The sequence below is a fragment of the Streptomyces sp. NBC_00322 genome, assembly GCF_036147535.1.
Lineage (GTDB): Bacteria > Actinomycetota > Actinomycetes > Streptomycetales > Streptomycetaceae > Streptomyces.
In genome coordinates, this window is sequence record NZ_CP108019.1 from 5,511,807 (window position 1) to 5,532,764 (window position 20,958).

Annotated in this window: 21 protein-coding genes and 1 pseudogene; 15 read left to right on the forward strand and 7 right to left on the reverse strand. The window is 69.1% G+C overall.

The window, feature by feature from the left end:
* Positions 1 to 48 precede the first annotated feature (48 nt).
* A complete protein-coding gene (locus OG905_RS25205) occupies positions 49 to 429 on the forward strand; it encodes a VOC family protein (protein WP_266476006.1) in 381 nt (126 codons plus the stop codon).
* On the opposite strand, the gene OG905_RS25210 is transcribed toward OG905_RS25205, so the two are convergent.
* Positions 426 to 902, reverse strand: a complete 477-nt coding sequence (locus tag OG905_RS25210; protein ID WP_328677445.1) for an SsgA family sporulation/cell division regulator — start codon at positions 900 to 902, stop codon at positions 426 to 428. The two genes, OG905_RS25205 and OG905_RS25210, sit on opposite strands and share 4 nt — an antisense overlap.
* A gap of 221 nt (positions 903 to 1,123) precedes the next feature.
* Here OG905_RS25210 and OG905_RS25215 point away from each other — a divergent pair, with 221 nt between their 5' ends.
* Both OG905_RS25215 and OG905_RS25220 read left to right on the forward strand, forming a co-directional pair.
* The gene (locus tag OG905_RS25215; protein WP_328677447.1) at positions 1,124 to 2,650 is read left to right on the forward strand and encodes an RDD family protein; all 1,527 of its coding nucleotides are present in this window, start codon (positions 1,124 to 1,126) and stop codon (positions 2,648 to 2,650) included.
* Positions 2,651 to 2,721: 71 nt separating this feature from the next.
* Positions 2,722 to 3,423 (forward strand): RDD family protein, encoded by a 702-nt coding sequence (locus OG905_RS25220; RefSeq protein WP_328677449.1) that lies wholly within the window; start codon positions 2,722 to 2,724, stop codon positions 3,421 to 3,423.
* On the opposite strand, the gene OG905_RS25225 is transcribed toward OG905_RS25220, so the two are convergent.
* Positions 3,409 to 3,747, reverse strand: a complete 339-nt coding sequence (locus tag OG905_RS25225) for a hypothetical protein (protein WP_328677451.1) — start codon at positions 3,745 to 3,747, stop codon at positions 3,409 to 3,411. The genes OG905_RS25220 and OG905_RS25225 overlap by 15 nt on opposite strands.
* A gap of 370 nt (positions 3,748 to 4,117) precedes the next feature.
* Between OG905_RS25225 and OG905_RS25230 the strand changes: the two genes are divergently transcribed.
* Complete coding sequence (locus OG905_RS25230; RefSeq protein ID WP_328677453.1) at positions 4,118 to 6,538, forward strand: immune inhibitor A domain-containing protein; 2,421 nt, start codon at positions 4,118 to 4,120, stop codon at positions 6,536 to 6,538.
* A 124-nt stretch (positions 6,539 to 6,662) separates the two neighbouring features.
* Positions 6,663 to 6,956: pseudogene (locus OG905_RS25235) on the forward strand (hypothetical protein); the annotation flags it as partial.
* A 379-nt stretch (positions 6,957 to 7,335) separates the two neighbouring features.
* Here OG905_RS25235 and OG905_RS25240 read toward each other — a convergent pair.
* Positions 7,336 to 7,920, reverse strand: a complete 585-nt coding sequence (locus tag OG905_RS25240; RefSeq protein WP_328677455.1) for an isochorismatase family protein — start codon at positions 7,918 to 7,920, stop codon at positions 7,336 to 7,338.
* Positions 7,921 to 8,015: 95 nt separating this feature from the next.
* Positions 8,016 to 9,344: a nicotinate phosphoribosyltransferase gene (locus OG905_RS25245; protein ID WP_328677457.1), complete on the reverse strand. Its 1,329-nt coding sequence runs from the start codon at positions 9,342 to 9,344 to the stop codon at positions 8,016 to 8,018.
* Between the two features lie 80 nt (positions 9,345 to 9,424).
* Between OG905_RS25245 and clpS the strand changes: the two genes are divergently transcribed.
* The 7 genes from clpS (at position 9,425) to OG905_RS25280 (ending at position 14,132) form a co-directional block, all read left to right on the forward strand.
* On the forward strand, positions 9,425 to 9,739 hold the full coding sequence (gene clpS / locus OG905_RS25250) for an ATP-dependent Clp protease adapter ClpS (protein ID WP_266476014.1): 315 nt from the start codon (positions 9,425 to 9,427) through the stop codon (positions 9,737 to 9,739).
* Positions 9,739 to 10,332, forward strand: coding sequence for a DUF2017 domain-containing protein (locus OG905_RS25255; protein ID WP_328677459.1), 594 nt, complete (start codon positions 9,739 to 9,741; stop codon positions 10,330 to 10,332). The genes clpS and OG905_RS25255 overlap by 1 nt, the downstream gene beginning before the upstream one ends.
* Positions 10,333 to 10,654: 322 nt before the next feature.
* Complete coding sequence (locus OG905_RS25260; protein ID WP_328677460.1) at positions 10,655 to 12,085, forward strand: amino acid permease; 1,431 nt, start codon at positions 10,655 to 10,657, stop codon at positions 12,083 to 12,085.
* A 91-nt stretch (positions 12,086 to 12,176) separates the two neighbouring features.
* Positions 12,177 to 12,599: a M67 family metallopeptidase gene (locus tag OG905_RS25265; RefSeq protein ID WP_328677462.1), complete on the forward strand. Its 423-nt coding sequence runs from the start codon at positions 12,177 to 12,179 to the stop codon at positions 12,597 to 12,599.
* A gap of 98 nt (positions 12,600 to 12,697) precedes the next feature.
* Positions 12,698 to 12,814 carry a putative leader peptide gene (locus OG905_RS25270; protein ID WP_328677464.1) on the forward strand — a complete coding sequence of 39 codons (117 nt, stop codon included), beginning with the start codon at positions 12,698 to 12,700 and terminating at the stop codon, positions 12,812 to 12,814.
* A gap of 89 nt (positions 12,815 to 12,903) precedes the next feature.
* On the forward strand, positions 12,904 to 13,182 hold the full coding sequence (locus OG905_RS25275; protein ID WP_328677466.1) for a MoaD/ThiS family protein: 279 nt from the start codon (positions 12,904 to 12,906) through the stop codon (positions 13,180 to 13,182).
* Positions 13,182 to 14,132: a PLP-dependent cysteine synthase family protein gene (locus OG905_RS25280; protein ID WP_328677468.1), complete on the forward strand. Its 951-nt coding sequence runs from the start codon at positions 13,182 to 13,184 to the stop codon at positions 14,130 to 14,132. Before OG905_RS25275 ends, OG905_RS25280 begins: the two co-directional genes overlap by 1 nt.
* Before the next feature lie 1,145 nt (positions 14,133 to 15,277).
* On the opposite strand, the gene OG905_RS25285 is transcribed toward OG905_RS25280, so the two are convergent.
* Positions 15,278 to 15,742, reverse strand: a complete 465-nt coding sequence (locus OG905_RS25285; protein ID WP_328677470.1) for a type II toxin-antitoxin system PemK/MazF family toxin — start codon at positions 15,740 to 15,742, stop codon at positions 15,278 to 15,280.
* A gap of 177 nt (positions 15,743 to 15,919) precedes the next feature.
* On the opposite strand from OG905_RS25285, the gene OG905_RS25290 reads away from it, so the two are divergent.
* Positions 15,920 to 16,669, forward strand: a complete 750-nt coding sequence (locus OG905_RS25290; RefSeq protein ID WP_328677471.1) for an MBL fold metallo-hydrolase — start codon at positions 15,920 to 15,922, stop codon at positions 16,667 to 16,669.
* Positions 16,670 to 16,767: 98 nt separating this feature from the next.
* On the opposite strand, the gene OG905_RS25295 is transcribed toward OG905_RS25290, so the two are convergent.
* Together OG905_RS25295 and OG905_RS25300 are read right to left on the reverse strand one after the other, a co-directional pair.
* Positions 16,768 to 18,036: a PTS transporter subunit EIIC gene (locus OG905_RS25295; RefSeq protein WP_328677473.1), complete on the reverse strand. Its 1,269-nt coding sequence runs from the start codon at positions 18,034 to 18,036 to the stop codon at positions 16,768 to 16,770.
* Between the two features lie 242 nt (positions 18,037 to 18,278).
* Entirely contained in the window at positions 18,279 to 19,574 is a 1,296-nt protein-coding gene (locus OG905_RS25300; protein ID WP_328677475.1) for a PTS transporter subunit EIIC, read from the reverse strand.
* A 243-nt stretch (positions 19,575 to 19,817) separates the two neighbouring features.
* Between OG905_RS25300 and OG905_RS25305 the strand changes: the two genes are divergently transcribed.
* Together OG905_RS25305 and rph are read left to right on the forward strand one after the other, a co-directional pair.
* On the forward strand, positions 19,818 to 20,051 hold the full coding sequence (locus tag OG905_RS25305) for a glucose PTS transporter subunit EIIB (protein ID WP_142217368.1): 234 nt from the start codon (positions 19,818 to 19,820) through the stop codon (positions 20,049 to 20,051).
* A gap of 88 nt (positions 20,052 to 20,139) precedes the next feature.
* Positions 20,140 to 20,877: a ribonuclease PH gene (gene rph, locus OG905_RS25310; protein ID WP_328677478.1), complete on the forward strand. Its 738-nt coding sequence runs from the start codon at positions 20,140 to 20,142 to the stop codon at positions 20,875 to 20,877.
* Positions 20,878 to 20,958 lie beyond the last annotated feature (81 nt).

Genomic DNA, 20,958 nt, shown 5'->3' on the forward strand with positions numbered 1-20,958 from the left:
TAGCGTGAGAAGAGCGACGAAGAAGAAGAGTCCGACGAAGGAGGAGCCGTGCCGGCACGCCTCGACCACACCATCGTCCACAGCCGCGACCGCTTCGCAGGGGCCCGCTTTCTCGCCGAGCTCATCGGCGAGCCCGAACCCAAGCCCTTCGGCCCCTTCGCGAGCCTGCCGCTGGCGGGCGGCGTCACTCTCGACTATCTCGACGAACGGGACACGATCGTCCCCCAGCACCTCGCCTTCCTGGTCTCGGAGGAGGAGTTCGACGAGATCTTCGCCCGGATAACCGAGCGCGAACTCCCTTACTGGGCCGACCCGATGCACGACCGGCCCCAGCGGATCAACCACAACTTCGGAGGCCGTGGGGTCTACATCGACGACCCCGACGGTCACTCGCTCGAGTTCATCACCCACACCTACGTCATCGATTAGGCGTCGCCGTCCTGGGACTCGTCCGACGGCCGCCGGCCGTGCAGCCACAAATCGTCGGCCGGGGTGGGCGCGAGCAGCTCGGCGAGGCCGTCGTCTATTGCGAGCTGCTCGGACTCAGAGCCCGGAGGGACCACCCGCAGGGTCCGCTCCAGCCAGGCGGAGACGATGGCGGCGGACGCCTCCAGGAGCGCGTCGCCGTCGGGGGAGCTGAGGGCCATCAGCACCACGCTGCGGCCGTCTACCTTGGTCGGCCAGATCCGGACGTCGCCCTGGCCGCAGGACCTGAACACCCCCTCGACCAGCAGTTCACGGGCGAAGTTCCAGTTGACGGGGTTGTCGGAGCCGATGTGAAAGGTGATGTGCACGGCGTACGGATCGTCAGTGCGGTAGGTCAGCCGGGCCGGGACGGGGACGCTGAGTTCCGGCGACAGCACGAGTTTGAGCTCCAGCTCGCGTTCCACCACGGTGTGCATAGGAGTGCTCTTCCCTTCCTGTACGAGGCCTCGTGAGGGGGCCTTTGCAAGGAGAGAGCACGTACCACGGCAGCTATGACGCGACTTTCGGGAACAACTTTCTCTGACCGCAAAGTGACCGGAAAGTGGTCCATACGGCAGGACCGGCCCGGGCGCGGGCGAGGGTCTGATAGATGTGGACCCTTGAAATGAGGCTCTCGAGGAGATACGGGACCACGGTGATGAGCGCCCCAACCCCGGCCACCGGCGACGGCAGCCCCACGCCCGGCTACTACCCCGATCCGTCCATCCCCGGATATGTCCGGTACTGGAACGGAGCGGCCTGGGTGCCCGGTACCAGCCGGCCCGCGCCGAGGACGGGCGAGGCGATGCCCACGGCCCCCGGCGCGGCTACGTCCGGCGAACCCCCGGCGCCCCAGGCACACGCCCCCGCACCGGCCCGGCTGGAGGAGACCGGTCCGGTCTTCTTCGACGAGGAACCGAACGACGAACCCTCGCGTCCCGAGCCGGCCACCGCGTGGCAGGCCGACACGGCACGCCAGACCGGCTTCGGCGGCGAGCGCGACAACCGGGTCTCCTGGGGCGGCGCCCCCGGCACCCAGGACCCGCGCACTCCGGCCGACCCGGGCACGTCCGGCGCCACCGGTGCGTCCGGCGACCCGCGCCGCCCCTCCGCCTCGGGAGCTTCGGCCGATCCGACGGGCGGCTCCCTGCCCGGCGTACGCTCCCTCGGCCCGGCATCCGGCGGTGAACCTCCCGCCGACGGCACCGTCGCGATCCGTGCGCTGCGTGCCGGTCAGGGTTCGCCCACCGGTGCGAATCCGGCCGCCGCGGACCCGGGTGATTCCGTTCGCCGTAGCCAGCAGGGGCCGCAGCCGCCTGCCGACGGCACGGTCACCATCCGCGCCCTGCGGGCAGGCGGCAACCAGGCCGCCTCAGAGGCCGAAGGGCTGTCCGTGCGGTCCATGACCCCGGGCGCGGCATCGGCCCCGACCGCGCCCGCCCAGCCGCAGACTCCGGCCCAGCGCATGCCGCAGCCCCAGGCTCCGGCTCAGCCGCAACAGCCGCAGACCCCCCAGCCACAGGTGCCCGCGCAGAGTCAGCCGCCTGTGACCAACGGACCCGGCGGCGGCTCGGCCTCCTGGGCGCAGCAGGTCCATCAGCTCGCCCGGGCGGGCGACGGCGCCGGTGAGGCCGAGCAGCCGGTCGTGCCGTGGAAGCCGCCGGTCAACGACCCCTTCCTACAGGCGGCCCAGGCCCAGGCCGCGGCCCGTCCCGCCGGGCTCGGCAGGCGGTTCACCGCCCGGCTGATCGACACCCTGCTGCTCGTCGCGCTGGTCGGCGCGGTCTCCGTACCGTTCGTGTCCCAGGCGCGCACTCATATCGACGAGAAGATCGAGGCGGCCAAGCAGTCGGGCGAGACGGTCACCGTCTGGCTCGTCGACGGCACCGTCGCGGGGCAGCTCGGCATCGTCCTCGGCGCGCTGCTGGTTCTCGGTGTGCTGTACGAGGCGCTGCCGACGGCCAAGTGGGGCCGCACCCTCGGCAAGAAGCTGTGCGGCATCAGGGTCTGGGACATCGAGTCCCACGAGCCGCCGTCCTTCGGGGCCGCGCTGCGCCGCTGGCTGGTCTACGGCGTGCTCGGGGTGATCGCCGTCGGAGTGCTCAATGTGCTGTGGTGTCTGTTCGACCGTCCGTGGCGGCAGTGCTGGCACGACAAGGCGGCCCACACCTTTGTGACTGGCTGACAGCTCCCTGGGTTCCCCCGAACGGCGCGCGAGCCGTTGCGGGGGCACCCCCGGCGCGGTGCACTGCCCCCATGAGCAACGACCAGCCGCCGCCCGATCAGCCACCCGAGGACGACCCGTTCCGCAAGAAGCCACCGGAGACTCCGCCGCCCTCCGCGGGTGGACCTCAGGAGCCCCCGCCTCCGCCCGAACCGCCGCCGCCGGGCTCTCCGTACGACGGAGGGCGCGGCCAGCCCCCTCCCTACGATCCGGGTGCCTACGGCGGGGCGTCCGGCGGAGTGGACCCGCTCGCCGGGATGCCGCCGCTCGCGGACTTCGGCAAGCGGTTCATCGCCCGGGTCATCGACGCGCTGATCATCTTCGTACCGCTGCTGGTGCTCTCGCTGGTCTTCGGCGGCTGGGACTTCTCGACCGACAACGGCAACGGCTGGGACGAGTTCACCGACGAGATGAACTCTGGCAGACAGTGGCTCTGGTCGTTGATCTCCCTGGTGGCGTACGTCGGTTACGACACGGTGATGACCAGCAGGAGGAGCGGGCAGACCATCGGCAAGTCCGTGATGAACCTCCGTGTGGCGATGCTCAACGACGGAAGCGTGCCCGACACGCCCTCCTCGCTGATGCGCGCCGTTGTGCTCTGGGTGCCGGCGCTGATCTGCTGCTTCTGTCTCTGGTGGATCGTCATCATCCTGACGATCCTGACCGACAAGCCGTACAAACAGGGTCTGCACGACAAGGCGGGCAAGACAGTGGTCGTGTCAGCGGCGCAGTGAGTGCTCGCCGATCCTTGCCTCGGCCCCCACGCGCGCGCGGGGCACGGGCACCCGGGTGGTGAGACCCTCGGCGGAGGCGGCCGACGCGGTGGTGCCGGACGCGGCACGGTTCGTACGGACCGTGTGGACCGCCTTCACCCTCCTCGCTCCTGCCCTGCCCATCGGCAGGGCGCATGCGACCAGCAGACCGAGCGCCATCGAGCCGGCGCCTATGGCGGCGACGCCCATGACCGCGCTGGGCCGGGTGAGCAGCAGCAAGGCGAGGGTCGAGAAGACAACGGTGGCCGAACCGTAGGCAAGCTGTGCGGCAGTCGGACGCGGCATGACAGTATCCGTCCTCGGGACATGGTCAGGGGGTGTCTCTCAACGCGGTCGCACTGTCAAGTGACTCTACGACGGTGGATGCCCGGGAGGAACCAGCGGTAAGCGTGACCTAACCCACGGTGCCGGTGCATCGGGGGCGCACGGAGTCATCGTTCGGCCAAGTGTTCAATCCCATGCGCCTGTTGTCCCATATGCCGGACGTCCGGATACCGGAACTGCGCTCCTGCATAGTGCAGTTGGCCTGTGCAAGTCAAGGTCTGTCTTTTCTCCCGCAACTCCGGTCGAATGTCGTCACTTGTGACGCGACACCGCGCGCGGACGACCCCACATCCGGTCCGCTGCGACGGGGCGCGGGGGAGGACAACATCAAGTGACCACCAAGCGACGGACGATCAGAGCGTCCGCGGTACTCGTGGCTCTGGCCGCGACTGCCGCGTCGGCCTCGGCGTTCAGCAGCGCCCATGCCGACGACAAGGGGCCGTCGGGCTCTGCGGGGATCGAGCGCCATGACCCGGCGCCGCGCCAGGGCCAGATCGAGCACGACCTCGACGGCCCGTTCAGCAAGCAGCAGGACCAGCAGCGCGAAGCCGCTCTGGAGCAGGTCATATCCGGCGACGCGACCGTGCAGCAGCGCGGCGGGTCCAAGGTCGTGAAGCTCGGCGACAAGAAGTACGTCGAGCTCGGCCGGGAGCGGACGGACAAGATCTTCACGATCCTGGTGGAGTTCGGCGACAAGGTCGACGACACCACGATGTTCGACCCGGACGGCCCGGACGGGCCCAAGCCCCCCGTCAAGAAGTACGGCGGCACGCCGGGTCCGCTGCACAACAAGATCGCCCAGCCGGACCGCAAGGTCGACAACTCCACGGCCTGGCAGGCGGACTACAACCAGCAGCACTTCCAGGACCTGTACTTCGGCACAGGCAAGGACAAGAAGGGGCAGCCGAAGCACTCCCTGAAGACCTACTACGAGAAGACCTCATCGGGCCGATACTCGGTCGACGGCGAGGTCGCCGACTGGGTCAAGGTCGACTACAACGAGGGCCGCTACGGCTCCAACTACTGCGGCCAGACCAACTGCTCCAACGTCTGGGACACGGTCAAGGACGGCGTCACCGCCTGGGCCGCGGACCAGAAGGCCAAGGGCCGCACCGACGAGCAGATCAAGGCGGACCTGTCCAAGTACGACCTCTGGGACCGCTACGACTTCGACGGCGACGGCAACTTCAACGAGCCCGACGGCTACATCGACCACTTCCAGATCGTCCACGCGGGCGAGGACGAGTCGGCGGGCGGCGGTGCCGAGGGCACCAACGCCCTGTGGGCGCACCGCTGGTACGCGTACGGCACCGACGCCGGCAAGACCGGCCCGGCGGACAACAAGGCTGGCGGCACCCAGATCGGCACCACCGGTATCTGGGTCGGCGACTACACCATGCAGCCCGAGAACGGCGGCCTCGGTGTCTTCGCCCACGAGTACGGTCACGACCTCGGTCTGCCCGACCACTACGACACCTCGGGCGGCGGGGCCGAGAACTCCACCGGCTTCTGGACGCTGATGTCCGGCGGTTCCTGGCTCGGCACCGGCAAGGACTCCATCGGCGACATGCCGGGCGACATGAACGCCTGGGACAAGCTGCAGCTGGGCTGGCTCAACTACGCCAAGGCCAAGGCGGCGACGAAGTCCACCCACACGCTGGGTGTGGCGGAGTACAACACCAAGAAGCCGCAGGCGCTTGTCGTCGAGCTTCCGAAGAAGGCCGTCACCACGACTGTCGTGAAGCCCGCCGAGGGCTCCAAGCAGTGGTGGAGCGACATGGGTGACAACCTCAAGAACACCCTGACCCGCTCGGTCGATCTCACCGGCAAGTCCAAGGCGTCCCTTGAGCTCTCGGGCTGGTGGGACATCGAGGCCGACTACGACTACCTCTACGCCGAGGTGTCGACGGACGGCGGCGCCAACTGGACGCCGGTGGACGGCACGGCCGACGGCAAGCCGATCACCCGCGACTCGTCCGACAAGCCGGCGCTGACCGGTGCTTCGGGCGCGTACAAGAAGCTGGCGTACTCGCTGGACGCCTACGCGGGCAAGAAGTTCGACGTCCGCTTCCGCTACCAGACCGACGGCGGCGCGGGCGGCAAGGGCTTCGCGGCCGACGCGCTGAGCGTGGTGGCGGACGGCACGCCGCTGTTCACCGACAACGCCGAGGGTGACGACGCGGGCTGGACCGCGAAGGGCTTCTCGCGCATCGGTGAGTCCTTCACCAAGGAGTACGAGCAGTACTACCTGGCCGAGAACCGTCAGTACGTGTCGTACGACAAGACCCTCAAGGTCGGTCCGTACAACTTCGGTTTCAAGGCGCCCAAGGACTCCTGGGTCGAGCACTACCCGTACCAGAACGGCCTGATGGTCTGGTACTGGGACACCTCCCAGAAGGACAACAACACCAGCCAGCACCCGGGCCAGGGTCTGGTCCTCCCGGTGGACGCGCACCCGAAGGCCATGAAGTGGGCGGACGGCACGCTGATGCGGAACAAGATCCAGTCGTTCGACTCGCCCTTCAGCCTGCGGCCGACCGACGGCTTCACGCTGCACAAGGCGGACGTCGCGCTGAGGGTCAAGCCGCAGGCCGGTAACCCGGTCTTCGACGACCGCAAGGGTGTCTACTGGTTCGCCGAGAACCCGACGGCGGGTGTCAAGGTCACTGACACCAACACCAAGATCTCGGTCCTGCGCGAGCCGCTGAACGGCCAGACGATCACGGTCAGGGTTGGTCCTTCGACCCGGTAATTTCGCGTAATCACTGGTCAGAGCATGATCGGCCGTCGCCCTCTAGCGGGCGGCGGCCGATCGTGTTTAGGTGCGTCCTACGAGGTTCCTATTGACACGGCATCTAACGGGGGAGTGGTCCAGCGTGCCCGGCGGAGGTTTCAGCAAGCTGCCGAACGGCAGTGTGGTGGTCGCGCTCAGCCTGCCCAGTCCGGCGGGCGACGGCAGCACGGTCCGCTTTCTCGTCCACGCGGCGAACCGCGCCAGGGCGCTGACACGGCTGCGGAATCTGGGCCTGCGGGCGGTGTATCTGCGGGGCAACGCGGAACCGCCGACCCCGGACGAGATCACGGCGGTGCTGCACCACCCGGACGGCCTGCTGTGGCGGACGACGCCGGCCGACCACAAGGAGCTGTGGCACCCCATACGGGCGCTGCTGAGCCCGAGGAGCTGGGGCGCCGCCACGGAGGCCCCGAAAGCCCCTGACCCCGCGCCCCAGGCGCCGCCGAGGCTGACGCTGCCCCAGCCCGATCCGGTGCGCCGCCCCGAACCCCGCGCGCCCATCGCCGGAAGCGCGTGAGGTGCCTCCGCCGCGGCTGACGCCTGCGGCGGGCCTTCACCCCACCCCGCCCCTTCCCGTAACTGGGGGCAAGCCCCCAGACCCCCGTACGCGCTTCGCGCGTGTCCTCAAACGCCGGACGGGCTGAATGTGCGGCAGGGCCGCACATTCAGCCCCGCCGGCGTTTTGAGGCGCGGGGAGGTTGGGGGTCCCCCCGGACGGAGTCTGGGGGAGGACGGGTAGGGGAACAAACCCCCCGTCACACCACCGGCTTGCCGGACAGTTCCACGCCCGCCGCCCGCAGCTCCTCCAGCGCCCTGTCCGTCGTCGCCTCCGCGACGCCCGCCGTCAGGTCCAGGAGCACGTGCGTCGTGAAGCCCTCCCGGACCGCGTCCAGCGCCGTGGCCCGTACGCAGTGGTCCGTCGCGATGCCGACCACGTCGACCTCGCTGACCTCCCGCGCCCGCAGCCACTGCGCCAGCGTCGTGCCGTTCTCGTCGGTGCCCTCGAAGCCGCTGTACGCCGCCGCGTACGCCCCCTTGTCGAAGACCGTGTCGATCGCGCCCGAGGCGACCGCCGGAGCGAAGTTCGGGTGGAAGCCCACCCCTTCCGTGCCGGCGACGCAGTGGGGCGGCCAGGTGCGCACGTAGTCGGGGTGGTCGGAGAAGTGGTCGCCCGGCTCGATGTGATGGTCGCGGGTGGCCACGACATGGCGGTAGCCCGGCTGGGCCTGACCGACCAGATCAGTGATCGCGGCAGCGACATCGGCACCCCCCGCCACCGCGAGGCTGCCGCCCTCGCAGAAGTCGTTCTGAACGTCCACGACGATCAAGGCGCGGTGCATGACGGGTGTCCTTCGATGGGGTGAGGCGGGAAGGTACGGGAAGTTACTGAGCCTAGAGACTCGGGAGGCCCGGCGGGAGAGGCTTCACGCGGTGTTCAGACGTACTCCGTGGGCAGGACCGGCTCTCCCTTGGACAGCTGCATTGCGGACAGCGGCAGCCCCGCCCGTACCGCGATGTGCCGCTCGCGTGCCGCGTCCAGCGGCTCGCGGGCCACGATGTCGCCGCCCTTGACCAGCTCGACCAGCAGCTGCTGGTCCATGAGCTCGGACGGCACCTCGCCGGTCCCGATCACCTCGGTCTCGGCGACCCCTTCCGCGTCGAGGCGCCGCGCGGCCCACTTGCGGCCGCCGATGGACAGCTTTCCGCCCAGCGACTTCTTCGCCACCGGCTCCAGCGGTGCCTTCGCATCGCCCGAACGGGCACGGGCGACGAGCTTGTAGACCATCGAGCAGGTCGGGTGCCCGCTGCCGGTGACCAGCTGCGTTCCCACGCCGTACGCGTCCACGGGCGCGGCGGCCAGCGAGGCGATGGCGTACTCGTCCAGGTCGGAGGTGACCACGATCCTGGTGTTGACGGCGCCGAGCTCGTCCAGCTGCTGCCGCACCCGGTGCGCGACCAGCAGCAGGTCCCCGGAGTCGATGCGTACGGCCCCGAGCTCGGGTCCCGCGATGTCCACGGCGGTGCGGACGGCCTCGGCCACGTCGTAGGTGTCGACCAGCAGGGTGGTGCCCCGGCCGAGTGAGGCGACCTGCGCCCGGAAGGCGTCGCGCTCGCTGTCGTGCAGCAGCGTGAAGGCGTGCGCGCTGGTGCCGACCGTCGGAATGGCGTAGCGGAAGCCCGCCGCCAGGTCGGAGGTGGAGTTGAAGCCGCCGACGTAGGCGGCCCGGGACGATGCGACCGCGGCGAGCTCGTGCGTACGCCGTGCGCCCATCTCGATCAGCCCGCGTCTGCCCGCGGCCACCGACATCCTTGACGCCGCGGCCGCGATGGCCGAGTCGTGGTTGAGGATCGAGAGGATCACGGTCTCCAGCAGTACGCACTCGGCGAAGGAGCCCTCGACCCGCAGGATCGGCGAGCCCGGGAAGTAGACCTCGCCCTCCGGGTAGCCCCAGATGTCGCCGCCGAAGCGGTACGAGGCGAGCCACTGCAGCGTCGGCTCGTCGACGATGTTCTGTTCGCGCAGAAAGCGCAGCACGCCCGCGTCGAAGCGGAAGTTCTCGACGGCGTCGAGGACCCGTCCGGTGCCCGCGACGACGCCGTAGCGGCGGCCTTCGGGCAGCCGGCGGGTGAACACTTCGAAGACGGAGCGGCGGTCGGCCGTGCCCGCCTTGAGGGCCGCCTGAAGCATCGTGAGCTCGTACTGGTCTGTGAAGAGCGCTGTCGACGGCACGTCCACCGGCAGCCCAAGGTCCGCAGGGTTCATACGGCGGATGCTACCGCACATCTCGTCAGAGTGACGAGATGTGGGAGTCGTTTGTGCGATGAGCCCTCCCGGGTGGCAGCATGGACCAGGTGAGTGTTGCTCCCACAGAGATCGAACGCCCTGAGTCGGCGGAAGAGTCCTTCGTCGTACCCGAGCCCGACGTGCCGTGGGTGACGCTCGTCCACAACGACCCGGTGAACCTGATGAGCTACGTCACCTACGTCTTCCAGGCCTACTTCGGCTACTCCAAGGACAAGGCGCACAAGCTGATGCTCGACGTCCATCACAAGGGACGCGCCGTCGTCTCCAGCGGCAGCCGCGAGGAAATGGAGCGCGACGTGCAGGCCATGCACGGTTACGGCCTGTGGGCGACCCTCTCCCAGGACCGCGGCTGATGGCATCACACTTCGAGCCCATCCCCGGCGGTGGCGCCGCCGTCGCGCTCGACGAGGTCGAGATCTCCATCCTGCGCTCGCTGGCCGTGCAGCTCCTCGAGCTGATCGGGCCCGGTGACGAGCCGGTCGAGGGCGAGGACCCGCTGGCCGCCCTCTTCTCCGAGGGACCGAGCGAGCCGCCCGCGGACCCGGCGCTGGCCCGCCTCTTCCCGGAGGCGTACGCCGGACCCGACGCCGACGAGCAGGACGAGGAACTGCGCTCGCTCTCAGCGGAGTTCAGGCGCTTCACCGAGAACGATCTGCGCTCCCGCAAGCGCGACGACGCACTCACGGTCGTGCGCACCCTCGACTCGCTGACCGCCGCCGGCGACGGCGGCGCCGTACTGAAGCTGACGGCAGACGACTGTCAGCACTGGCTCGGCGCCCTCAACGACCTGCGCCTGACCATCGGCACCCGGCTCGAAGTGACCGACGAGGACGAGAACGGCGAGCTGTACCGGCTGCCGGACACCGACCCGCGCAAGCCGATGGTGATGGCGTATCTCTGGCTCGGCGCGCTCCAGGAGACGCTCGTCGAGACGTTGCTGTCCTGACGCTCCGAGGTCCCGCGCCGTTCGCTCAACGGACACTCAAATCCGGATAACGATCCCGTCACCGCATCGGCACACTTTGCCGCGGTGAGGGAGTTATGTCCGCTTCTTTCTGTGGTGTGCGCCACAATGCCCGGGGCTGATCGCTGTTACAGCCGTGATAAATCTTCACGACCGCCCGAGGGACGACACCCATGTCCCCGGGGGCGCTTGGGCCGGCCGACCGCCGGTAGCACTCCATCCACATCCGGGGGGATCAGGACCTGGTCCGCAGTCGCGATGCAGTCGCGGCGCGCGGATCAGCATGGAGAAAGGGCGCATCACCATGACCTCACTGCAGGTCGACAAGAACGATCGCAATGAGGCCGCAGGGTCCGCGGCGGGCACGGACGAGGGCTATCAGCGCGGACTGGGTGCTCGTCAGATCCAGATGATCGCGATCGGCGGGGCCATCGGCACCGGTCTGTTCCTCGGCGCGGGCAAGGCCATTTCCAAGGCCGGACCCAGCCTCATCCTGGCCTACGCCATCGCGGGCCTGGTCATCTTCTTCATCATGCGGGCCCTGGGCGAACTGCTCATGTACCGCCCGGTCTCGGGGTCCTTCTCCGAGTACGCGCGCGAATTCGTGGGCCCCTTCGCGGGCTTCGTGACCGGATGGACGTACTGGCTCTTCTGGGTCGTCACCGGCATCACCGAAGTCACCGCGGCAGCCACCTATATGACGTACTGGTGGAACATTCCGCAGTGGCTGTCCGCACTCGTCTTCACGATCATCCTGTACACCGCGAACCTCATCTCCGTGAAGCTCTTCGGTGAGCTGGAGTTCTGGTTCTCGATGGTCAAGGTGACCGCCATCATCGGCATGATCCTGATCTGCGCCGGGGTGCTCACGCTCGGCTTCTCCGACGCCGGAGACACCGCGTCCGTGACCCACCTGTGGTCCGACGGCGGCTTCTTCCCCAAGGGCATCGGCGGCACGCTGATGACCCTGCAGATCGTGATGTTCGCCTTCCTCGCGGTCGAGCTGGTCGGTGTCACCGCCGGTGAGTCCAAGGACCCCGAGAAGACCCTCCCCAAGGCCATCAACACCGTGCCGTGGCGTATCGCCGTCTTCTACGTCGGCGCGCTGATCATGATCCTGTCGGTGGTCCCGTGGACCCACTTCCAGCCGGGCATCTCGCCCTTCGTCGCAGCCTTCGAGCAGATGGGCCTCGGCGTCGGAGCGGCGATCGTCAACTTCGTCGTCCTCACAGCGGCGCTCTCGTCCTGCAACTCCGGCATGTACTCCACCGGCCGCATGCTGCGCGACCTGGCGCTCAACGGACAGGGCCCCAAGGCCTTCACCAAGCTGACCAAGAGCGGCACGCCGCTGGCCGGCACCACCTTCTCCGCGGCGCTGATGCTGGTCGGCGTCTGGATCAACTACCAGTGGCCGGGCGACGCGTTCAACTACGTCGTCTCCTTCGCGACCATCTCCGGTATGTGGGCCTGGATCATGATCCTGGTCTGCCAGATCCGCTACCGCGCCAAGGCGGACCGCGGCGAGGTGCCGCAGTCCACGTTCCGGGCGCCCGGTGCCCCGTACACCAGCTGGTTCGCGCTGCTGTTCATCGGCATGGTCATCGTGATGATGGGCATCGACAAGGACGCGCGGATCTCGCTGTACTGCGCACCACTGTGGGGCCTGATCCTCGGCGTCTCCTACGTGGTGCTGCGCAGGCGGAACCCGCAGGGCGCGGCCTTCATCAAGCGCTGAAACTCCTTGCGCGGCGTCCCTGACGTCCAGCATTCGGGCGGGCCCGTACCAGTCTCCGGTACGGGCCCGCCGTCTGTTTATCCTGTCGGTCATGCTGACCATCACCGAGGCCCTGTACGACCAGATCGTCGCGCACGCCCGCGCCGACCACCCCGACGAGGCCTGCGGCGTGGTCGCGGGACCCGAGGGCGGCGGCCGCCCCGAGCGCTTCATCCCGATGCTGAACGCCGCGCGCTCGCCCACGTTCTACGAATTCGACTCGGCTGATCTGCTGAAGCTCTACCGTGAGCTGGACGAGCGTGACGAAGAGCCGGTGATCATCTACCACTCGCACACCGCGACCGAGGCGTACCCCTCGCGTACGGACATCAGCTACGCGAACGAGCCGGGCGCGCACTACGTCCTGGTCTCCACCGCCGACACCGACGGCGCGGGGCCGTTCCAGTTCCGCTCTTTCCGCATCGTGGACGGCGAGGTCACCGAGGAAGACATCAAGGTCGTCGAGGCGTACTGAGCCTGCGGAGCAAGGCCCCTTCCGCATGCTGAGCGGAATTCGTCCAGCATGCGAGATCACATACCGGAACCCGGACCGGGAATCGATACGATGACCGCATGGTTCCCCATGACGTGAGCGACAGGACGCCGGGCACGCCGATGCTCGTTGCGCGGCTGCACGTCGACCTGTGCCGCCTCGCAAGCGCGATGTGTACGGCCCGCGCTGCGCTCTGAGCGCGCATCCACTGCACCACCCCCTGCGCGGGGGGACAGAGCCGCGCGCCCCTTACGCACCCCGCACACTCCCGACAGGAGCCCATGTCATGGCCATCGAGGTCCGCATCCCGACCATCCTCCGTACGTACACCGACGGCGCCAAGGCCGTCGAGGGCAGCGGTGACACGCTCGCCGACCTCCTCGCCGACCTCGAGACCCGGCACAGCGGCATCCAGGAGCGCATCGTGGACGGCGACAAGCTGCGCCGCTTCGTGAACGTGTACCTGAACGACGAGGACGTCCGTTTCCTGGACGGCATCTCCACCAAGCTCGCCCACGGCGACAGCGTCACGATCCTTCCTGCGGTCGCGGGTGGCATGCGCTGATGCGGTACGACTCCCCGCTGGCGGCGGTCGGGAACACCCCGCTGGTGCGCCTGCCACGGCTGTCCCCCTCGGAGGAGGTCCGCATCTGGGCCAAGCTCGAGGACCGCAACCCGACCGGCTCGATCAAGGACCGCCCGGCGCTCCACATGATCGAGCAGGCGGAGAAGGACGGCCGCCTGACGCCGGGCTGCACGATCCTGGAGCCGACGTCGGGGAACACGGGTATCTCGCTCGCCATGGCGGCGAAGCTCAAGGGCTACCGCATTGTCTGCGTGATGCCGGAGAACACGTCCCAGGAGCGGCGCGACCTGCTCGCGATGTGGGGCGCGGAGATCATCTCGTCCCCGGCGGCGGGAGGTTCGAACACGGCGGTCCGCGTCGCCAAGGAACTGGCGGCACAGAACCCCACCTGGGTGATGCTCTACCAGTACGGCAACCCGCACAACGCGGGCGCGCACTACGCCACGACCGGCCCGGAGATCCTGGCCGACCTGCCCTCGGTCACCCACTTCGTGGCCGGCCTGGGCACGACGGGCACGCTCATGGGAGTCGGCCGCTTCCTGCGCGAACACAAGCCCGACATCAAGATCGTCGCCGCGGAGCCGCGGTACGACGACCTGGTCTACGGCCTGCGCAACCTGGACGAGGGCTTCGTCCCCGAGCTGTACGACGCCTCGGTCCTGACGACCCGCTTCTCGGTGGGCTCGGCGGACGCGGTCACGCGTACCCGTGAACTGCTCCAGCAGGAGGGCATCTTCGCGGGCGTCTCGACGGGTGCGGCGTTGCACGCGGCGATCGGCGTCGGCAAGAAGGCGGTAGCGGCGGGCGAACAGGCGGACATCGTGTTCGTGGTCGCGGACGGCGGGTGGAAGTACTTGTCGACGGGCGTCTACACGGCCCCCACGACGGAAGAGGCCATCGCGGCGCTGCAGGGCCAGCTCTGGGCGTAGCGGCTCGCGCCGCGCGGCCCCAGTTCCCCGCGGTGCGGCGGGGACGCGCCGCCGAGAGGCGGCGCGCCGGCTTTCGGCACGGGCGCCATGGCGGGCCCGCAGGCAACAAAGCCTTGCGAAGCGAGCCGCGCGGCGTGCTGTCCCGAGCGCCCGTTGCGAAGGCGGCGCCGCGGCGCGGCCCGATGACGGGCCCGCGAGGCCGGGAGCCCGACCGCTGCGCCGCGAAGCCGACGCCTCCCAGCGTGTGGGGCGTCAGCCCCACAGACCCCTCCGGGTGCCCCGCGTACTCGGAGCTCCCCGCGGTGCGGTGTCAGCACGCAGCACCCCGCCGCCGCGCAGCGGTGCGCGGGCTGCACGGTGGGCCCGCAGGCCACAGACCCCTCGCGCCGCGAAGCGGGCGCTCGTGCGGAGCCGCGTCAAAGGTCCTCGCGATGCGAGCCCGTGGGGCCCGAAGCCCCACGACGCGAGTCATGCGTCGGCTTCTCCCGGCCGCTGCCGCGAAGCCGATGCCTCCCAGGGCGTGGGGCAGCACGTTGTGACGAGTCCGAGCCACCGGAACCTCAGCACCGCGCCGCCGCGAGCCGCGCGCGGGTCTTGGCGCGGGCGCCATGGTGGGCCCCGCGGCCCCGCGGCCCCGCGGGCCTGCGGGCCCGGAGCCCTCGCGCCGCGAAGCGGGCGCTCGTGCGGAGCCGCCTCAAAAGTCCTCGCGATGCGAGTCATGTCTGGCTGTCCCGAGCGCCCCGGGCCGGCGCCTCGGCGTGGGCCGCGAGTCCGCGAGGCGTCGAAGCCCTCACGACGCAAATCATGCGTCGGGTTCCCCCGGTCGTCGCGCCGCGCAGCCGGCGTCTCCCAGGGTGTGGGGCGACAGCCCCACAGAACTCCTCCCCCCGGGGTGCCCCGCGTACCCGGAGCTCCCCGCGGTGCGATGTCAGCACGCGGCACAGCGCCGCCGCGCGGCCCGCACGGTGGGCCCGCAGGCCACAGACCCCTCGCGACGCGAGTCGTGCGTCGGGTTCCCTCGGCCGTTGCGCCGCGAAGCGGGCGCATCCAAGGGTGTGGGGCATCAGCCCCACAAGAAACCCCACCCCCGGGGTCCGGGGGCTTGCCCCCGGTTCAGGGAAGGGGCGGGGTGGGGAGCACCCCCCTCACACCGCCAAGTGGCGGACCTGGTCCCACACCGTCGGGTCCACCACCCCCACCCGTCTCCTGAACCCCCACACCCCCACGTCCCTCAGCTCACCCGTCTCCAGAAAGCTCGGCCTCCCCTGCGCGTCCCCCACCGTCCCCGGCGGCAGGCAGATCACGCCCGGCCTCTCGTCGTGGTACTTGCTCGTGATCTTCGCGACCAGCGCCGTGTCGCCCCGTACCGAAAGCACCAGGCACGGCCTGTCCTTCGCCCGCGGGCGGTCCTCGTAGGGGACCTCCGCCCACCAGATTTCGCCCGGTTGCGGGCGTCGCTTCGGGACGCGGCGAGGGCCGGTCGGGCGGCCCGGCGGGCGGGCCCGGCCGCCGGGGCGGCGGGCGTCCGATCGCCCGCGCCCGTCCATCACCGCGGCGACCAGCGCGATCACCACCACGGCGAGCACCGCGAGCCACCATGACGTGTCCATACCGCAGACGGTACCGGCGCACTGCCGGACGCGCGCGCTCCGTCCGAACCAGTGACAGCGCAGGTGAGTTCCCCCACAACGGCCCGTCACCGAGGAGCGACCAGCCGTTTCGCGCCTTACGCTCAACAAACCGCACGACCTTCCCCAGCCCTCCCAGTCAACGGAGGTTCAAGCTCCATGAAGCTCACCGTCGTCGGCTGCTCGGGGTCGTTCCCGTCCGCGGAATCGGCCTGTTCGAGCTACCTCGTAGAGGCCGACGGCTTCCGGCTGCTTCTCGACATGGGCAACGGCGCCCTCGGCGAGCTGCAGCGCCACATCGGTCTCTACGACCTCGATGCCGTTTTTCTCAGTCATCTCCACGCGGACCACTGCATCGACATGTGCGGATACTTCGTCGCCCGCTACTACCGCCAGGAGGGCCGCTGCGGTCCCTTGCCGGTCTACGGACCGGAGGGCACCGAGCAGCGCCTGACCACCGCGTACGCGGACACCCCCTCGCCCACCTCCATGAGCGAGGTCTTCGACTTCCACACCCTGAAGTCCGGCAGCTTCGACATAGGTCCGTTCTCCATCCGTACGGAGCGGGTGGCCCATCCCGTCGAGGCGTACGCCATCCGTCTGGAGCACGCCGGCAGGACGCTGACGTACTCCGGCGACACCGGCGTCTGCGAGCCCCTGCACGAACTCGCCGACGGCGCCGATCTGTTCCTGTGCGAGGCGTCCTTCACCTACGGCAAGGAGGACATCCCGGACCTCCACCTCAACGGGCGCGAGGCCGGTGCCCACGCCCGGCGCGCGAACGTGGGGCGGCTCGTGCTGACGCACATCCCTCCGTGGACGGACGGCGCACAGAACCTTGCCGACGCCCGCGCGGTCTACGGCGGCCCCGCCGAACTGGCCGCCCCCGGCGCGGTCTACCACGTCTGATCTCCAGCCGATCTCCGGCTGATTTGAGAAAAGCCGAAGCCCCTGCTTCCGCCGGGAAGCAGGGGCTTCGGTCCGAATGCCCTGGGAAAGCGTGAGGCCTACTTCGCCTCGGCCTTCTGCAGTTCCGCCAGCTCCTCGTCGGACTCGCGGCCCGGCGTCGGGAGGTTGAACCTGATGATCGCGAAGCGGAAGACCGCGTAGTAGACGGCCGCGAAACACAGGCCGACCAGCGCGAGCCCCCACGGGTTGGACGCGATGCCCAGGTTCAGGAAGAAGTCCACCGCGCCGGCCGAGAAGCCGAAGCCGTCCTTCATTCCGAGCGACCAGGTCAGCGCCATGGAGACACCGGTGAGCACCGCGTGGATCGCGTACAGCGCCGGAGCGATGAACATGAAGGTGAACTCGATCGGCTCGGTCACACCGGTGACGAAGGACGTCAGCGCGAGCGAGAACATCATGCCGCCGATGACCTTGCGGCGCTCCGGGCGGGCACAGTGGACGATCGCGAGGCAGGCCGCCGGGAGGGCGAACATCATGATCGGGAAGAAGCCGGTCATGAACTGTCCGGCGGTCGGGTCACCGGCGAGGAAGCGGCCGATGTCGCCGCTCTTGCCCTGGTACGTACCGGCCTGGAACCACGGGAACGAGTTGAGCAGGTGGTGCATGCCGATCGGGATCAGCGCGCGGTTGGCGATACCGAAGATGCCCGCGCCCGCGGCGCCGGAGCCCACCAGCCACTCACCGAAGTTGTGCAGACCGGTGCCGAGGACCGGCCAGATCAGGCCGAAGACGATGCCGATGACCAGGCCCGCGAAGGCGGAGAGGATCGGGACGAGACGGCGGCCGCCGAAGAAGCCCGCCCAGTCCGGCAGCTTGGTCCGGTAGAACTTCTGGTACAGCAGGGCGACGACGATGCCCATCACGACGCCGCCGAGGACCTTGGCGTCGACGGGGGCCTCGGTCATGACGATCTTGCCGTCGATGACCTTCGCGACCTTGTCCAGATTCGGGTCGGTGAACGTGGCCAGCACGTTCTTGAAGACCAGATAGCCGGCGACGGCCGCGAGCGCGGTCGAGCCGTCGGACTTCTTCGCGAAGCCGATCGCGATACCGACGGCGAACAGCAGCGCCATGTTGGCGAGGATCGCGTCGCCGCCGGCCGCCATGTAGCGGGCGAGCTTGGTGACGAAGCCCGGGTAGGACTCCTTGCCGAGCATGTCGGGCTGGCCGAAACGGACCAGGAGCGCGGCGGCGGGCAGCACCGCGACCGGCAGCATGAGGCTGCGGCCGATGCGCTGCATGACAGCCATCACGCCGGCGCCCGTCTTCTTCTTGTCCGCCTCGGGGGCGGCGCTTGCCGTGGTCATCAACTTCCTCCAAGTGGGCAAGGCGCCGCCGGGGACAGAAAACGGGGGAGGGCGGCGTCTCATGGGGAACGCGGTCAGACCCGCGTGGTCTACACCACTCAGTGGTGTAGACCAGTTTTAGCATGTGAGTGGCGGATAAGGAACCTCTGATTTCTGTGGGCCGGGCCAGAGCGCGAAATGCACGACATAAGGCCCTCGGACCGTGGGTCCAAGGGCCTTATGGGGTGTTACGTGTGACGCAGCTACTTGATGTTCTCCCGCTCCAGCTCGTCCCCGATCTGATCCGGTTCGCGCCCCGGCGTCTGGATATTGAACTTGGTGATCGCGAACCGGAAGATCGCGTAGTACACCACCGCGAAGCAGAGCCCGATCGGAATGATCAGCCAGGGTTTGGTCGCCAGGCCCCAGTTGATGACGTAGTCGATCAGGCCGGCCGAGAAGCTGAAGCCGTCATGGACGCCGAGTCCCCAGCTCACCGCCATCGAGACACCGGTCAGCAGCGCGTGGACCGCGTACAGCAGCGGGGCGACGAACAGGAACGAGTACTCGATCGGCTCGGTGATCCCGGTGACGAACGACGTCAGGGCGACCGAGAGCATCAGGCCGCCGATCTCCTTGCGGCGGTGCGGCTTGGCGCAGTGGGTGATGGCCAGCGCGGCGGCGGGGAGCGCGAACATCATGATCGGGAAGAAGCCCGTGGTGAACTGGCCCGCGTTCGGGTCGCCCGCCAGGAACATGGTGATGTCGCCGTGCACGACCGTGCCGTCCGGCGTGGTGTAGCTGCCGAACTGGAAGAAGATCGGCACGTTCAGGAACTGGTGCAGGCCGATCACCAGCAGCGCCCGGTTCGTGAGGCCGAAGAGGCCCGCACCCCAGGCGCCCAGACCCACCAGCCAGTCGCTGAAATTCTCGAGAGCGTCGCCAAGGGGCGGCCAGGCCCACAGGGAGAGGACCGCGACCCCGATCGCGACGAAGGACATGATGATCGGGACGAGCCGTCGGCCGTTGAAGAAGCCGAGCCAGTCCACGAGCTTGGTGCGGTGGAAGCGCTGCCAGAAGTAGGCGGTCAGCAGGCCGATGACGATGCCGCCGAAGACGCCCGGATTCTGGTACGTGAACGCCTCGACCGATCCGTCTGGCGCCTGGCAGCCGAGGGCTGCGGCCTTTGCCCCGCCCACGCAGTCCTCGGGGAACTGGCGCAGGACGTTGTAGTAGACGAGGAAGCCGACCACGGCCGCGAGCGCGGTGGAGCCGTCGGACTTCTTGGCCATGCCGATCGCGACGCCGACGCAGAACAGCAGCGGCAGGCCGAGGTTGCCGTCCAGCAGCGCGCCGCCCGCGCCCGCCATCACCTTGGCGACGTTGTCCCAGCCCAGTCCGTCCGCGCCGAACACATCGGGCTGGCCGAGGCGGTTGAGGATGCCGGCGGCGGGGAGGACGGCGATGGGCAGCTGGAGGCTGCGGCCCATCTTCTGCAGCCCTTGGAAGGCGCCGCTCCACCACTTCTTCTGCGGCGCGGCGACGCTGTCGGAGCTCATCGGCGTCCTCCCGGAACATGCCGTGGTTTGGCAGGTGTTGCAGACTGGTGTAGACCAGTCGCGGTACGGTCCCCGCGCCCGGTCGCGGGACAGACACCGGTGATCGTCATCATTCGGTACGAGGCGGTTACTCGCCCGCGAAGGTGGGCCAACCGTGCGTTACCGTGACGAAGCAGACCAATGGTGGGCCGAGGCAGCGCTGAGCGCCCCGTACGGGCGCTCTTGATACGCAGGGAGAAAGACATGGCCAGCAAGGCTGAGAAGATCGTCGCCGGGCTCGGCGGAATCGACAACATCGAGGAGATCGAAGGCTGCATCACCCGCCTCCGCACCGAAGTCGTCGACCCGAGCAAGGTCGACGAAGCCGCCCTGAAGGCCGCCGGCGCGCACGGCGTCGTGAAGATGGGCACCGCGATCCAGGTCGTCATCGGCACGGACGCCGACCCGATCGCCGCGGACATCGAAGACATGATGTAGCGCACTCCCCCCGGGACTCCGCCCCGGACCCCCGCCGGTCCTGAGGGGCGGAGTCCCCGCCCGAGTTCAGGCCGCTAGGCTCGACGCCATGTCTCGAATCGACGGCCGCACCCCCGAACAGCTCCGCCCGGTCACCATCGAACGCGGATGGAGCAAGCACGCCGAGGGCTCCGTCCTCATCGCCTTCGGCGACACCAAGGTCTTCTGCACCGCCTCGGTCACCGAAGGCGTCCCGCGCTGGCGCAAGGGCAGCGGCGAAGGCTGGGTCACCGCCGAGTACTCCATGCTGCCGCGCTCCACCAACACCCGCGGAGACCGCGAATCCGTACGCGGCAAGATCGGCGGACGTACGCACGAGATCTCCCGCCTCATCGGCCGCTCACTGCGCGCGGTCATCGACTACAAGGCCCTCGGCGAGAACACCATCGTCCTGGACTGCGACGTCCTGCAGGCCGACGGCGGCACCCGCACCGCCGCGATCACCGGTGCCTATGTCGCGCTGGCCGACGCCGTCGCCTGGGCCCAGCGCAAGAAGCTCGTCAAGGTCGGCCGCCGGCCCCTCACCGGGACCGTCGCCGCCGTCAGCGTCGGCATCGTCGACGGCACTCCGCTGCTCGACCTCTGCTACGAGGAAGACGTACGCGCCGAGACCGACATGAACGTCGTCTGCACCGGCGACGGCCGCTTCGTCGAGGTGCAGGGCACCGCCGAGGCCGAGCCCTTCGACCGCAAGGAGCTGGGCGCGCTCCTTGACCTGGCGACCGGCGGCTGCGCCGACCTCGCGGCGCTCCAGCGCGATGCCCTCGAGCGGGCACTCGAAGGGTAAAGAAGCAACCAAGTACGCCCCGCCGGGCGTCATCAGACTTACGGGCGCACGGGCCGAACCGTGCGCCCGTCCGTATCCGGG